Annotated in this window: 13 protein-coding genes; 3 read left to right on the forward strand and 10 right to left on the reverse strand. The window is 57.0% G+C overall.

Annotated elements, in window-relative coordinates:
* Positions 1-10: 10 nt before the first annotated feature.
* Positions 11-1990 carry a DNA primase gene (dnaG, locus tag GBC55_RS03560; protein WP_162436254.1) on the reverse strand — a complete coding sequence of 660 codons (1980 nt, stop codon included), beginning with the start codon at positions 1988-1990 and terminating at the stop codon, positions 11-13.
* Positions 1991-2472: 482 nt separating this feature from the next.
* The gene (rpsU, locus tag GBC55_RS03565) at positions 2473-2688 is read right to left on the reverse strand and encodes a 30S ribosomal protein S21 (protein ID WP_002551877.1); all 216 of its coding nucleotides are present in this window, start codon (positions 2686-2688) and stop codon (positions 2473-2475) included.
* A 199-nt stretch (positions 2689-2887) separates the two neighbouring features.
* On the opposite strand from rpsU, the gene tsaD reads away from it, so the two are divergent.
* Positions 2888-3913 (forward strand): tRNA (adenosine(37)-N6)-threonylcarbamoyltransferase complex transferase subunit TsaD, encoded by a 1026-nt coding sequence (gene tsaD / locus GBC55_RS03570; RefSeq protein ID WP_162436255.1) that lies wholly within the window; start codon positions 2888-2890, stop codon positions 3911-3913.
* 23 nt (positions 3914-3936) lie between these two features.
* On the opposite strand, the gene plsY is transcribed toward tsaD, so the two are convergent.
* A complete protein-coding gene (gene plsY, locus GBC55_RS03575; protein ID WP_162436256.1) occupies positions 3937-4506 on the reverse strand; it encodes a glycerol-3-phosphate 1-O-acyltransferase PlsY in 570 nt (189 codons plus the stop codon).
* Positions 4507-4580: 74 nt separating this feature from the next.
* Between plsY and folB the strand changes: the two genes are divergently transcribed.
* Both folB and folK read left to right on the forward strand, forming a co-directional pair.
* A complete protein-coding gene (folB, locus tag GBC55_RS03580) occupies positions 4581-4937 on the forward strand; it encodes a dihydroneopterin aldolase (RefSeq protein WP_162436257.1) in 357 nt (118 codons plus the stop codon).
* Complete coding sequence (gene folK / locus GBC55_RS03585; protein ID WP_162436258.1) at positions 4928-5446, forward strand: 2-amino-4-hydroxy-6-hydroxymethyldihydropteridine diphosphokinase; 519 nt, start codon at positions 4928-4930, stop codon at positions 5444-5446. The genes folB and folK overlap by 10 nt, the downstream gene beginning before the upstream one ends.
* A gap of 73 nt (positions 5447-5519) precedes the next feature.
* On the opposite strand, the gene GBC55_RS03590 is transcribed toward folK, so the two are convergent.
* The 7 genes from GBC55_RS03590 to apaG all read right to left on the reverse strand — a co-directional run bounded on the left by GBC55_RS03590 (position 5520) and on the right by apaG (position 13632).
* The gene (locus GBC55_RS03590) at positions 5520-6749 is read right to left on the reverse strand and encodes a multifunctional CCA addition/repair protein (RefSeq protein ID WP_162436259.1); all 1230 of its coding nucleotides are present in this window, start codon (positions 6747-6749) and stop codon (positions 5520-5522) included.
* 63 nt (positions 6750-6812) lie between these two features.
* Positions 6813-8375: a SpoVR family protein gene (locus GBC55_RS03595; protein ID WP_162436260.1), complete on the reverse strand. Its 1563-nt coding sequence runs from the start codon at positions 8373-8375 to the stop codon at positions 6813-6815.
* Positions 8372-9643: a YeaH/YhbH family protein gene (locus tag GBC55_RS03600; protein ID WP_162436261.1), complete on the reverse strand. Its 1272-nt coding sequence runs from the start codon at positions 9641-9643 to the stop codon at positions 8372-8374. The genes GBC55_RS03595 and GBC55_RS03600 overlap by 4 nt, the downstream gene beginning before the upstream one ends.
* A 141-nt stretch (positions 9644-9784) precedes the next feature.
* Positions 9785-11707 carry a PrkA family serine protein kinase gene (locus tag GBC55_RS03605; RefSeq protein ID WP_046029985.1) on the reverse strand — a complete coding sequence of 641 codons (1923 nt, stop codon included), beginning with the start codon at positions 11705-11707 and terminating at the stop codon, positions 9785-9787.
* Positions 11708-12004: 297 nt separating this feature from the next.
* The gene (gene glpE / locus GBC55_RS03610; protein ID WP_162436262.1) at positions 12005-12334 is read right to left on the reverse strand and encodes a thiosulfate sulfurtransferase GlpE; all 330 of its coding nucleotides are present in this window, start codon (positions 12332-12334) and stop codon (positions 12005-12007) included.
* Positions 12335-12367: 33 nt separating this feature from the next.
* Positions 12368-13252, reverse strand: a complete 885-nt coding sequence (locus GBC55_RS03615; RefSeq protein WP_162436263.1) for a symmetrical bis(5'-nucleosyl)-tetraphosphatase — start codon at positions 13250-13252, stop codon at positions 12368-12370.
* Positions 13252-13632: a Co2+/Mg2+ efflux protein ApaG gene (apaG, locus tag GBC55_RS03620; RefSeq protein ID WP_162436264.1), complete on the reverse strand. Its 381-nt coding sequence runs from the start codon at positions 13630-13632 to the stop codon at positions 13252-13254. The genes GBC55_RS03615 and apaG overlap by 1 nt, the downstream gene beginning before the upstream one ends.

The raw sequence follows: 13632 nt of genomic DNA on the forward strand, positions 1-13632 counted from the left end.
AGCTATGACCTCACGCGCCAGTTGAGGTCGGGTTTGATACAGCCATATTGCGTTTTAATAGGTCGCGCATCTGATTTGCGATCTGATTTGCTTCCTCTGCACTCAATCCTGGCTGCCTGGCTTTTCTGATGAGTGCTTCCAGGCTATCCGTGTGTTGAGCTGCCGATAACCTAGTAATGGTGTCTAAAAACTGTTGTTCAAGGTTGTCGCCATCAATCAGCCATTCCTTTTCCGCTAATGCCTTGAGCAATCGCCCCTGTTCGGTCCCGTGCCAGCGGGCCATCAACTGAATTGAGTTTAGCTTAGGATTTTTTTGCACGGCCCCGATAAGGGCGACCAGCAACTGTGCGTATGTGTTGCTTTCATTGGCGAAGTGGTCGGCGGTTTCTACCCTGCCAGCCAGATCGGGATGATGAATAAGGGTGCGCAGCGCGATCAGCGTCGGGGCTTCCACCGCAATCGGCGTGCGTGGCGCGCGGGGCTGATCACGATCACCGCCGCGTTTGCCATTCTTGTCCCAAGGCTTCTTGTCCCACTTTTTGCCGCCAGCGCCGGGTTTTTTCGGCGTCCATTCCTGCTGCGGCGCGTACATGTCTTGCGCTTGCGGCTGATGGTAGTCGCTGTAGTCAGGCATGACATCGTAGTCGATGCCCGGATCGTAGGCCGGCGGCGCATCTTGCGGTGCGCTTTGCACCAGCTGGCTGACCGCTTCGCCACTGAGACCGGTAATTTCGGTCAGGCGCTGACGCATCAGGATGCGCAGGTTTGCACCCGGCACCTTGTCGATCAGCGGTGCAGCGAGGGTGGCCATGTGGGCCTTGCCTTCAAGCGAGCGTGGGTCCGACTCTTCGGTCAACTGCTGAAAAAAGTAATCGGCCAGCGGTTGAGCGTGCTGATTGATGCGAGCCCGGAACGCGTCAGTGCCTTCGGAGCGAACCAGGGTGTCCGGGTCTTCGCCCTCGGGCAGGAAAAGAAAGCGAGCGCGACGTCCGTCCTGCAGGCACGGCAGCGTCGCTTCCAGTGCACGCCAGGCAGCATTGCGGCCAGCCTGGTCGCCATCGAAGCAAAACAGCACGTTGGGCACGACGCGAAACAGTCGCTTCAAGTGCTCTTCGCTGGTGGCGGTGCCCAGGGTGGCGACGGCGTTGCGCAGGCCTTGTTGGGCGAGGGCAATAACGTCCATGTAGCCTTCGACAACAATGATTTCGTCCAGGTTGCGGTTGTTCTTGCGCGCTTCATAAAGGCCGTAGAGCTCCTGGCCTTTATGGAAGACCGGGGTCTCTGGAGAGTTCAGGTACTTCGGTTTGTCGTCGCCCAATACCCGGCCGCCGAACGCGATGATGCGCCCCCGGCTATCGCGAATCGGGAACATGACACGATCGCGAAATCGGTCATAGCGTTTGCCGGCTTCGGCGTTCTCGATCAATAGGCCGGCGTCGACCATGGCTTTCTGTTGCAGGGTATCGCTGCTCAAGTGTTTGAACAGATTGTCCCAGCCGGGTGGCGCGAAGCCGAGACCGAAGTCCCGTGCGATCTCGCCCGTCAATCCACGTCCCTTCAAGTAATCCACAGCGGCTTTGCGCGATGGATGGCTTTTAAGTGCCTGACGATAAAAGTCGGCAGCGGCGGTGAGCAGTGGGTACAGGGGAGAGTCGGTTGGCTGTCGCGGTTTATGCGGTCGGCCACTTTCTTCCCGGGGGATTTCCATGCCCGCGGCTTTGGCCAGTTCTTCGACAGCCTGGATGAAGTCCAGGTTGTCGTGGTCCATCATGAAGCCGAGTGCATTGCCGCCAGCGCCGCAGCCGAAGCAATAATAGAACTGCTTGTCGGGACTGACGCTGAAGGAGGGGGTTTTCTCTTTGTGAAACGGGCAGCAGGCGGTGTAGTTCTTGCCGGCTTTTTTCATTTGCAGGCGCGAGCTGACTACATCGACGATGTCGGTGCGGTTCAGAAGGTCGTCAATGAAGCTCTGGGGAATTAGCCCGGCCATGGCGTTCTCGTCATCTGCGATGAAGTGGATCCAAAACTTACGACGAACGAGCGTGGTTCGTTGCTTGGGACGCGCAAGGTTGGCGGCTCAAACGGTGTCGTTTGCGTAATCGCTGTCGGGAAGTGTATCTGCCGAAAATCCACTGACGTTAGTACCAATCAGTATTCGACTTTTTGAAAGTATTGCGCTGAACTCCGCAACGGCCAGTCAATGGCCTCGGATAGCTCATAAGCGGGCACGCAAGAAGGTGCCTTGGGCTGATCGTCGTGAGAGGAATCAGTGGGTGTGCTCGTCAGTAGCCTTGGAAGGCTCGTCAGAAAAGACGTGCACCGCTGGCAAAAGAGCCAGGTCTGACGCTGTGAAGCAGATTTGTCTAGGTCGCGTCTGCGACTTTGACGGTGAAGCATCAAGCGTTTTCCGCAAATGCCATAAGCCCGGCTGAGGGCCGGGCTTGGCAGAAGCTTGCTACGAACGTCTGTGTATTAGTACAGACGAACGGCGCGGCGCTGTTCGCGCTGAACTTTCTTCGCGTGACGCTTAACAGCGGCTGCTGCTTTGCGCTTACGCTCAGAAGTTGGCTTCTCATAAAATTCGCGGCTACGAACTTCAGCCAGTACACCGGCTTTTTCGCAGGAGCGCTTGAAACGACGCAGAGCTACGTCGAAGGGTTCGTTCTCTTTTACTTTGACGGCTGGCATCCAGAGCTACCTTCATTCATTACCGGGGTCAACATCCTCGCGGCAAAAGAGCACTTGAAGACGTCGGTTTTTAAGGGTTGCGGATGTTAACCCCTCATCGCTCGGAATGCAAAGCCTCTGATCGAAAACCGCTGGTCGGGGCATCGCATGGGGACTATTATGCGCGCCTTCGAATTCAGCCTAAACAAGGCGCAAACCCATGCTAGTACTGGGATTAGAGACCTCTTGCGACGAAACTGGTGTCGCACTTTACGACAGTGAGCGCGGTTTGTTGGCCGACGCGCTGTTTAGCCAGATTGACCTGCATCGTGCCTATGGCGGTGTGGTGCCGGAGCTGGCCTCGCGTGATCACGTCAAGCGCATGCTGCCCTTGATTCGCCAGGTGTTGGCAGAGGCGGGCTGTGTGCCTACCGAGATCGACGCCATCGCTTATACCGCGGGTCCTGGCCTGGTGGGTGCCTTGCTCGTGGGGGCTTCGTGCGCCCAGGCGTTGGCCTTTGCCTGGGGCATTCCAGCGTTGGGCGTGCACCACATGGAAGGTCACTTGCTGGCGCCCATGCTGGAGGCGCAGCCCCCCCAATTCCCGTTCGTCGCTTTGTTGGTATCGGGCGGTCATACGCAGTTGGTTCAGGTCGACGGAATCGGTCAATACACCCTGTTGGGCGAGACACTCGACGACGCCGCCGGTGAAGCCTTCGACAAGACCGCGAAGATGATGGGCCTCAATTATCCGGGTGGACCGGAAATTGCGCGCCTGGCGGAGCAGGGAGTAGCAGGACGTTTCACTTTCCCGCGTCCGATGTGCGACCGACCGGGTCTGGCTTTCAGTTTCAGTGGTCTGAAAACCTTCGCCCTGAACACCTGGCAGCAGTGTGTCAGTGCCGGGGACGACAGTGATCAAGCCCGTTGCGACATCTCGCTGGCGTTCCAGCAGGCCGTGGTGGAGACTTTGACCATCAAGTGCAAGCGTGCCCTGAAGCAGGCGGGTATGAAGCGTCTGGTGATTGCTGGAGGCGTCAGCGCCAACAAGGCCCTGCGCACTTCGCTGGAAAAGATGCTCGGCGACTTGAAAGGCGATGTGTTTTACGCGCGTCCGGAGTTTTGTACCGACAACGGGGCGATGATCGCGTTTGCCGGTTGCCAGCGACTGCAAGCCGGCCAGCACGAAAGCCTGGCGATCAGCGTGCAGGCGCGGTGGCCGATGGAGCAGTTGTCGCCACTCTGATGAGCGGTACTCATGCGCGGCATTTAAAAATGCCGTTCGCGCCCGGCAAACAGGTCGCGTAGATTGCCGCGGTGACGCCAGACAATCAGCCCGGTGAGCACGCTCATGGGCAGCAATGCCGCCGGCTCTTGCCAGGCGAGCAGGGGCAGGGTCAGCGGTGTGGCGATCAGTGCCGCCAGTGAGCTGGTACGGGTGAGGTAGAACGTCAGGAGCCACGCACAAACCGCCAGCAACGCGGCCGGCGGGTAGAGGCCCAACAGCATGCCGGCAGCGGTGGCGACGCCTTTGCCGCCACGAAAGCGGAAATACAGCGGGAATAGATGACCGATGACGGCGCAGATGCCGATCCAGGCCTGTTCTTGCAGTGAAAGGCCTGCAAGACTTGCGATCAGTACTGGCAGCAATCCTTTGCAGAGGTCGCCCAGCAAGGTCAGCACGGCGAGTTTTTTGCCCGCCAGGCGCAACATATTGGTGGCGCCGGCATTGCCTGAGCCACTCATTCGCGGATCGGGGTTACCGGTCAGGCGGCTGAGCAAAATGGCGAAGGACAGCGAGCCGAGCAGGTAGGCGAGAATCGCCAGTAACCAAAACATGCTAACTATTCCGGGCGAGGACGCCCTGATTCTAACGGCGCATTGCGCCCTTGTCGTGCAGCGGAGAGAAGTGCTTGGACAGAGTGTTTATCGAGGGCCTGGAAGTCGACACCGTGATTGGTGCCTACGACTGGGAACGAGGCATCCGACAGTGCTTGCGTCTTGATCTGAGTTTTGCCTGGGACAATCGCCCTGCTGCCGCCGGTGACGACCTGACTTTGGCACTTGATTACGCCAGCGTCTCGTCGCGCATTCAGGCGTTTGCCGAGCAGGCTCAGTTTCAGCTGGTCGAAACCTTCGCCGAGCGCCTGGTTGAAGTATTGATGAGTGAATTCAAGGTCACTTGGGTGCGCCTCAAGCTGACCAAGCCTGGTGCGGTTCCCGCTGCCAAAGGTGGTGTGGGTGTGGAGATCGAGCGCGGATGTCGCTGACTCAGGTGTATCTCGGGCTTGGTAGCAATATCGAGCGCGAAACCCATCTACAGGCGGGTCTGGATGCGCTCGCTGGTTTTCTGGTGGATATCCGCTGCTCGGCAGTCTTCGAAAGCCAGCCGGTGGGGATCAAGAGCGGGCCATTTTTCAACTTCGTGGTTTCGGCGTTTACCGACCTGCCGTTGATGGAGCTTGATCGACGGCTGAAATTCATCGAGGCGGACAATGGTCGCTACGCACCGGACCGCAAGGGTTTGCCCCTGGACATCGATGTGTTGCTGTTCGGCGACCTGGTAGGCAACTTCGATGGCTTGATCTTGCCGCGAGCAGAAATCCTGAAAAATGCCTTCGTGCTGTGGCCCTTGTCGCTCATTGCCGCGGATCGCGTGCATCCGGGCGTAGGCAAAAGCTTTGCGACGTTGTGGCGCGAGGCGCAGATCGATCAAGTGTTGGCGCCAGTGGCGTTCGAGTGGCACGGTGAGCAGCTGACCCCCTTAGAATTGCTGTGACGCTATCGCAGGCAAGCCCGCTTCCACAAGGTCGACACCGTACCTGCGGGAGCGGGCTTGCCCGCGATGCTTTTCAAGCCGAGGCGGCTTCCTTGTAAGCCTTGAGCGCTTTCAAACGCTCGCGCTTGATCGCTTCCCCCAGCTCTGGTCCCTTGAATCCTTTCTCCAGCAACGGTTGAACGGCCACACTTCTGGCGGCAGTTGCCGCGCCACGCAAATAATCCGCTTGTGGATAACTTCTCTGCTCCAGACCTTTGCGTCCTCGAGCGTCCATCTCGCACGCCGCTATAAACTCTTCGAACCGCTGTGGTCGCCGATAGACGTCAAAGCTTTGCAGTAACTCCAGCAAGGTCGAAGGCTTCAGTTCCAAAGCGCGATGACCATGGGTGTGAAGTTGGCCCACCAGCAGCGCCAGCTCCTGGCAGTCTCGCGGCGCTTTGAAGCGTTGGTTAACCGCTTTTATCAGCTTCAGGCCCGTGTGCTCGTGGGCGATGTGGCGCGGCCATTCTTCCTTTGGCGTCAGGCCTTTGCCCAGATCATGCAGCAGGCAGGCCCAACGCACCGTAAGCGGTTGCTTGTGGAGGGCCGATTGCTCAAGGACGCTGAGCGTATGTGCGCCCGTGTCGATTTCCGGGTGATGAACTTCAGGCTGCGGTACACCAAACAAGGCATCGACCTCAGGCATCAGGACCTTGAGCGCGCCGCATTCGCGCAGTACTTCGATGAATACTTGCGGCTGGTCTTCCATCAAGGCCCGGGAAATTTCCTTCCAGCTGCGTTCGGCGGTCAAGGCTTCCAGCTCGCCGGACTCGCTGAGCTGACGCATCAACTCCAAAGTCTCGGGCGCGACGGTAAAGCCCAGCGCCGCGTAACGGGCGGCAAAGCGGGCAACGCGCAACACACGAAGGGGATCTTCGGCAAACGCCGGGGAAACGTGGCGTAGCAGGCGCTCTTTTAAGTCTTTCTGACCTTGGTAAGGATCCGTCAGATTTTGCTGGTCGTCTTCGGCCATCGCGTTAATTGTCAGGTCGCGGCGAACCAGATCTTCTTCAAGGGTAACTTCAGGGCTGGCATGGAAGGTGAAGCCGCCATAGCCGCGTCCGCTCTTGCGTTCTGTGCGAGCAAGCGCATATTCCTCGCCGGTTTTTGGATGAAGAAAAACCGGAAAATCAGATCCCACCGGACGAAAACCTTTGGCGAGCATTTCCTCGGTGGTGGCCCCGACGACGACCCAATCGATGTCGGTGACAGGTTTGCCCAGCAGGCGGTCACGTACTGCGCCACCGACTTTATAAATCTGCATAAAAAACCTCCGTTAGCTCGACAGGATAACCTTTGCGTCGAGCTAACGGAGGCCGAAACCGGTTCAAAGATGAATGACAGCCAAGTCCAGGCGCCCATAATCACTTTCGGAATGCTCACCTTTTGGCGGCACGTGGTGGGTTTTCGTCACTTGATCCCCTTGCAGGGTTTCCAGGTGTATGTCGAAGCCCCAGAGCCGATGCAGATGCTTGAGCACTTCCTCGGTCGATTCTCCCAATGGCTTGCGGTCGTGCTGCTGATGACGCAGCGTCAAGGAGCGATCACCGCGCCGATCGATGCTGTAGATCTGCACATTGGGCTCCCGATTGCCCAGGTTGTACTGCGCTGCGAGGGTTTCGCGAATAGTGCGATAGCCTCCTTCGTCATGAATGGCGGGAACCAGAAGATCGTCTTTCTGGTCATCGTCAAGAATGCTGAAGAGCTTCAGGTCGCGAATCACTTTCGGTGACAGATACTGCAGGATGAAGCTCTCGTCCTTGAAGCTGCTCATGGCGAATTTGATGCTCGACAGCCAGTCCGTACCGGCAATCTCCGGGAACCAGCGATAGTCCTCCTCCGTGGGGCTTTCGCACATGCGCCGAATGTCCCTGTACATGGCAAAACCCAATGCGTAAGGGTTGATGCCGCTGTAGTAAGGGCTGTCGAAACCCGGTTGCATGACCACACTTGTGTGTGAAGTCAGAAACTCCATCATGAAACCGTCGGTAACGAGACCTTCGTCATACAGGTCATTCATCAACGTGTAGTGCCAGAACGTGGCCCAGCCTTCGTTCATGACCTGAGTCTGGCGTTGCGGATAAAAATACTGGGCGATCTTGCGCACGATTCGCACGATTTCCCGCTGCCATGGCTCGAGCAGAGGTGCATGTTTTTCGATGAAATACAGGATATTTTCCTGAGGTTCGGCGGGGAAGCGCGCGTTATCCTTGTCGCTGTATTTGTCCGCGCCTTTTGGAATCGTGCGCCACAGATCGTTGATCTGCTTCTGCAAATGTTCCTCACGGTCCTTTTGCCGGCGGCGTTCCTCTTCCGCTGATATCGGATAGGGGCGCTTGTAGCGGTCCACGCCGTAGTTCATCAATGCATGGCAAGAGTCCAGCAGGTCCTCGACAGCATCGATGCCATGGCGCTCTTCGCACTGCATGATGTATTGCTTGGCAAACACAAGGTAATCAATGATCGAGCTGGCGTCCGTCCAGGTGCGGAACAGGTAGTTGCCTTTGAAAAAACTGTTGTGCCCGTAGCAGGCATGCGCAACCACCAACGCCTGCATGCAGATGGTGTTTTCTTCCATCAGATAAGCGATGCACGGGTCTGAGTTGATCACGATTTCATACGCGAGCCCCATCTGGCCTCGACTGTAGGATTTCTCGGTGCTCAGGAAGTGTTTGCCATAGGACCAGTGGTGGTAACCCAGTGGCATACCTACCGAGGCATAGGCATCCATCATCTGCTCAGCAGTGATCACTTCGATCTGGTTAGGGTACGTATCGAGTGCGTAGCGAGCCGCAATACGACTGATTTCACGGTCGTAGGCCTGAATCAGCTCGAACGTCCATTCGGAGCCGGTGGAAATGGGTTGGCGCTTCTGCTCTTTGGCGGTCATGTCACTAACCTGCGCTGGAAGAGTTCACGGAAGACCGGATAGATATCGCCGGCCGAGACCAGTTGTTGCTGGGCAAACGTTTCAGAAAAGGCTTCTGCTATCCGTTCGTACTCGAACCACAGAGCCTGATGTTCGCGTGGGGTGATCTCGACGTAAGTGTAGTACTGCACGAACGGCATGATCTGGTTGATCAGAATGTCGCGGCAGATCGGTGAGTCGTCATTCCAGTTGTCACCGTCCGAGGCCTGAGCGGCGTAGATGTTCCACTCATTGCTTGGATAGCGCTCGGCCATGATCTCCTGCATCAGTTTCAAGGCGCTGGAGACGATGGTGCCGCCGGTTTCCCGCGAGTAGAAGAATTCCTCCTCGTCCACTTCCCGGGCGCTGGTGTGGTGGCGGATGAACACGACGTCGATCTTGTCGTAGTTACGCTTGAGAAACAGGTACAGCAAGATGAAGAAGCGCTTGGCGATGTCCTTGGTTGCCTGGGTCATGGAGCCGGAAACGTCCATAAGGCAGAACATCACTGCTTTCGAGCTGGGGTTGGGTTGCTTGATGAGCAGGTTGTACTTGAGGTCGAATGTGTCGAGAAATGGCACGCGATGGATTCGCGCGCTGAGTTTTTCGATTTCAGCTTCAATTTCTTGAATATCGCCGAAGTTATCCGGTTCATCCCGTCTCAGTCGCAGCAGTTCCTCTTTCGCTTCACGCAACTTTGCTCGGCTGCTGCCGGACAATGCAATGCGTCGGGCATGGGCTGAGCGAAGGGTACGGATGATGTTGATCCGCGATGGATTGCCTTCGTTACTGATCCCGGCTCGAACCGTCTTGAAGGTGTCAGTGCCAGTCAGGTTGCGCTTGACCAGGTTCGGCAACTCGAGATCCTCGAACATGAATTCAAGGAATTCCTCCTGGGTGATCTGGAAGACGAACTCGTCCATCCCTTCACCCGAATTGCCGGCTTTGCCTGGACCTCTACCGCCACCCCCGCCCGGCGGACGTGCAATATGCTCGCCGCTGGTGAATTCCTTGTTACCGGGGTGCACGACAGTCTGCTTGCCACCACGGCCGTGATGAAGCACCGGCTCGTCGATGTCACGACCGGGAATGCTGATCTGTTCGCCATGTTCCATGTCCGTAATGGAACGCCGGCTGACCGCCTCTTCGACGGCTTTCTTGATGTGATCACGGTAGCGCCGCAGAAACCGCTGGCGGTTCACCGTGCTCTTGTTCTTGCCATTGAGACGTCGGTCGATCACATAGCTCATAGGCCCTCCGGGGAGCTTCGAGTCATAAGCTTCAAGCTGCAAGACAGAAGCTTCAGAAACAAGCGGCGCGCGACATATGGCCACAATTACGCAAACAGCGCGTGTTCGTTGGTGATGTGCCGCTTGCCGCTTGCCGCTCCCTTATTGGGACTTTCTAACCCTCAGATACCACTCGGACAGCAGTCGTACCTGTTTGTCTGTGTACCCGCGCTCGACCATTCGTGTGACGAAGTCGTTGTGTTTCTGTTGATCCTCTTTGCTCGCCTTGGCGTTGAAGCTGATAACTGGCAGCAAGTCTTCGGTGTTGGAGAACATTTTCTTCTCGATGACCACGCGAAGTTTTTCGTAGCTGAGCCAGGTCGGGTTCTTGCCATTGTTGTTGGCTCGGGCGCGCAGTACGAAGTTGACGATTTCGTTGCGGAAATCCTTCGGATTGCTGATGCCTGCCGGTTTTTCGATCTTTTCCAGCTCTTCGTTCAGCGCCACCCGATTGAGGATCTCGCCGGTTTCCGGATCGCGGTATTCCTGATCCTGAATCCAGAAGTCTGCGTACAGCACGTAGCGATCGAAGATGTTCTGGCCGTACTCGCTGTAAGACTCGAGGTAGGCGGTCTGGATCTCCTTGCCGATGAATTCGATATAACGCGGTGCCAGGTATTCCTTGAGGAAGCGCAGGTAGCGTTCGCGCGTCTCGGCCTGGAATTGCTCCTGTTCGATCTGCTGCTCAAGTACATAAAGCAGGTGGACCGGATTGGCGGCAATTTCGTGTGGATCGAAGTTGAAGACCTTCGACAGGATCTTGAATGCAAAACGCGTGGACAGCCCGTTCATGCCTTCGTCAACACCAGCGTTATCGCGGTATTCCTGTATCGATTTGGCTTTCGGATCAGTGTCCTTGAGGTTCTCGCCGTCATACACCCGCATCTTGGAATAGATGTTGGAGTTCTCCGGTTCTTTGAGGCGCGAGAGCACGGTGAACTGGGCCAGCATCTTCAAGGTGTCTGGCGCGCAATGAGCTTTGGCCAGCGAACTGTTGAACAGCAGCTTGTCGTAAATCTTCACCTCGTCGCTGACCCGCAGGCAGTACGGCACTTTGACGATGTAGATCCGGTCGATGAACGCTTCATTGTTCTTGTTGTTACGGAAGGTGTGCCATTCCGATTCGTTGGAGTGAGCGAGCAGGATCCCGGTAAACGGAATGGCCCCCAGTCCTTCGGTACTGTTGTAGTTGCCTTCCTGAGTGGCGGTCAGCAACGGGTGCAGCACCTTGATCGGCGCCTTGAACATTTCGACGAATTCCATCAGGCCCTGGTTGGCCCGGCACAGTGCGCCCGAGTAGCTGTAAGCATCGGCGTCGTTCTGTGGGTATTCCTCCAGTTTTCGGATATCGACCTTGCCCACCAGCGCGGAGATGTCCTGGTTGTTCTCGTCTCCCGGCTCGGTTTTGGCCACCGCGATCTGGTTGAGAATGGATGGATAAAGCTTCACCACGCGGAACTGGCTGATGTCCCCGCCGAACTCGGCCAGGCGCTTGGTAGCCCATGGCGACATGATGGTGTTGAGGTAGCGCCGCGGAATGCCAAAGTCTTCTTCAAGGATCGCGCCATCTTCAGTGGCGTTGAACAGACCCAGGGGCGATTCGAATACCGGTGAGCCCTTGATCGCGTAGAAGGGCACCTTTTCGATCAACTGTTTGAGCTTCTCGGCGAGGGACGATTTACCGCCACCCACGGGGCCGAGCAGATAGAGGATTTGTTTCTTCTCTTCGAGGCCCTGAGCGGCATGACGGAAATACGACACGATCTGGTCGATGCATTCTTCCATCCCGTGGAAGTCTTCAAAGGCCGGATAGCGACGAATAACCTTGTTGGAGAAGATTCGCGACAGCCTCGAGTTGGTCGAGGTGTCGAGCAGCTCCGGTTCACCGATAGCCAGCAACAAGCGTTCGGCGGCGGATACATAGGCGCTGCGGTCCTTTTTGCACAGCTCAAGATACTCTTGCAGAGAGAGTTCTTCCTGGCGTGTGGATTCGAAGCGTTGTTGGAAGTGGCTAAAGATACTCATGACGTCACCTCGCTCGATACGTGGAGCCGACGCCGGATCACTCAGTCGATGCTGGCAGCAACCGAACAGGCAGTCGCTGTTTACCCCCCAGAACTCTTTCACAGCTGACGACTGCGAAAGCTACTCCCGATGACCCGCGCGCCGGTGTACCGGCTCTCCCCTGTTTTGGATGGCCTGGGCTTAAGGATAGTTGGGAATTCGGGAGGTAAAGGCGAGATACGTAATTAGTTGTGGCTGACCGTTCGTCTGCCTCGGCGCAAGCCCACGGGAGACGGGGGCTTGCGCGTTACAAAAATATTATTCAGAAGTGCTTTGCGTGGTATCTGAAGGATAAGTCGTACGCCACAACTCAAAACCGCCGTCCATGCTGTAGACGTCGGAGAAGCCCTGACTAACCAGATATGCCGCAGCGCCCTGGCTGGAATTGCCGTGGTAGCAGACCACGACGGTCGGTGCATCGAGGTCGGCTGCCCGGATGAAATCCGAGATGGAAACGTTGTCCAGATGTTTGGAGCCAGCGATGTGTAGTGCAGCATAGGTTTGTGGATCGCGAACATCGACTACCACTGCACCTTGTTCACGCAGGGCCTGGGCCTGTTCTGGGGGGATACGTTTGAATTCGCTCATGGCGGGCTCCTGTGGCTCGGCTGAAAGCGCAGTCTAGCGCTGGGCGCTGGCTGACGATGATTCGGAAATAGTCTGGGCGACTGGCGGTTTGGCTACATGGCCATGCTCATCGCATTTGCAGGACAGGCGCTCGCCGCTGTCGACATTCATCAGGGTCAGGGCACCGCCCCAGACACAGCCGGTGTCGAGCGCCGAAATGCCCGGTTCAAGCACTTTGCCTTCCAGCGCGGCCCAGTGACCAAAGATGATTTTAACGTCCTTGGTTTTGCGTTCCTTGTGCTGAAACCAGGGCTTGTAACCTGGCGGTGCTGAATCGACGCCTTCCTTGCTCTTGAGATCGAGCTTGCCTTCGGCGGTGCAGAAACGCATGCGGGTGAAATAGTTGGTGATTACCCTCAGGCGCGTGACGCCTTTGAGGTCGCTGTCCCATTTCGCCGGATCGTTGCCGTACATGCCGTCGAGGTAAAGCGGAAGCATGTTGTCGTCTTGCAGGGCCGCCTCGACCTCGGCGGCACACTTGAGGGCTTTACGCAGCGACCATTGCGGCGCAATGCCGGCATGCACTAACGCGACGTTGCGTTGTTCGTCGTAGTGCATGAGCTTCTGCTGGCGCAACCAGTCCAGCAACTCTGCGCTATCGGGAGCTTCGATAATTTCGCGAAGGGTGTCGCTTTTTTTCAGGCGTTCGATGTTCTTTCCCGCGGCCAGCAAATGCAGGTCATGGTTGCCGAGTACGCACACCAGCGATTCGCGGATGCTATAGAGAAAGCGCAGGGTTTCCAGAGATTGGGGGCCGCGATTGACCAGATCGCCTACCAGCCACAAACGGTCTTTGGCCGGGTCGTAGGCAACTTTCTCAAGCAGGCAATGCAATGCCTCAAGACAGCCCTGCAAGTCACCGACGGCGTACGTTGCCATCAATGCAGGGCTCCGGGCACCGCCAGACGAAATGGTGCGATGACAGCATCAAAATGCTTGCCATCGTCGGCGATCATTTCATAGGTGCCCTGCATCGTGCCGACTTTGGAAGTCATCACCGTGCCACTGCTATAGGTGTGGCTTTTGCCCGGATCGATCAACGGTTGCTGGCCAACGACGCCCGCACCACGAACCTCCTCGACATGCCCGTCACCATCGGTGATTACCCAATGCCGCGACAGCAGCTTGGCGGGTAGCTCGCCATTATTTTGCACGGTGATGGTGTAAGCGAAGGCAAAGCGTTCGTGCTCGGGTTGCGATTGTTCTGCCAGATAGCGGGTGACGACGCTGACGTCGACCTGATAGCGAGGATCGGACAT

Origin of the sequence: Pseudomonas sp. TNT3 (genome assembly GCF_010095445.2) — a bacterium.
In the GTDB taxonomy this organism is placed as follows: domain Bacteria; phylum Pseudomonadota; class Gammaproteobacteria; order Pseudomonadales; family Pseudomonadaceae; genus Aquipseudomonas.

Bases quoted from the DNA above. Each gene is read 5' to 3' on its own strand.
- dnaG (WP_162436254.1), bottom strand. From the start codon at position 1,990: ATGGCCGGGCTAATTCCCCAGAGCTTCATTGACGACCTTCTGAACCGC.
- rpsU (WP_002551877.1), bottom strand. From the start codon at position 2,688: ATGCCAGCCGTCAAAGTAAAAGAGAACGAACCCTTCGACGTAGCTCTG.
- tsaD (WP_162436255.1), top strand. From the start codon at position 2,888: ATGCTAGTACTGGGATTAGAGACCTCTTGCGACGAAACTGGTGTCGCA.
- plsY (WP_162436256.1), bottom strand. From the start codon at position 4,506: ATGTTTTGGTTACTGGCGATTCTCGCCTACCTGCTCGGCTCGCTGTCC.
- folK (WP_162436258.1), top strand. From the start codon at position 4,928: ATGTCGCTGACTCAGGTGTATCTCGGGCTTGGTAGCAATATCGAGCGC.
- GBC55_RS03590 (WP_162436259.1), bottom strand. From the start codon at position 6,749: ATGCAGATTTATAAAGTCGGTGGCGCAGTACGTGACCGCCTGCTGGGC.
- GBC55_RS03595 (WP_162436260.1), bottom strand. From the start codon at position 8,375: ATGACCGCCAAAGAGCAGAAGCGCCAACCCATTTCCACCGGCTCCGAA.
- GBC55_RS03600 (WP_162436261.1), bottom strand. From the start codon at position 9,643: ATGAGCTATGTGATCGACCGACGTCTCAATGGCAAGAACAAGAGCACG.
- GBC55_RS03605 (WP_046029985.1), bottom strand. From the start codon at position 11,707: ATGAGTATCTTTAGCCACTTCCAACAACGCTTCGAATCCACACGCCAG.
- glpE (WP_162436262.1), bottom strand. From the start codon at position 12,334: ATGAGCGAATTCAAACGTATCCCCCCAGAACAGGCCCAGGCCCTGCGT.
- GBC55_RS03615 (WP_162436263.1), bottom strand. From the start codon at position 13,252: ATGGCAACGTACGCCGTCGGTGACTTGCAGGGCTGTCTTGAGGCATTG.
- apaG (WP_162436264.1), bottom strand. From the start codon at position 13,632: ATGTCCGATCCTCGCTATCAGGTCGACGTCAGCGTCGTCACCCGCTAT.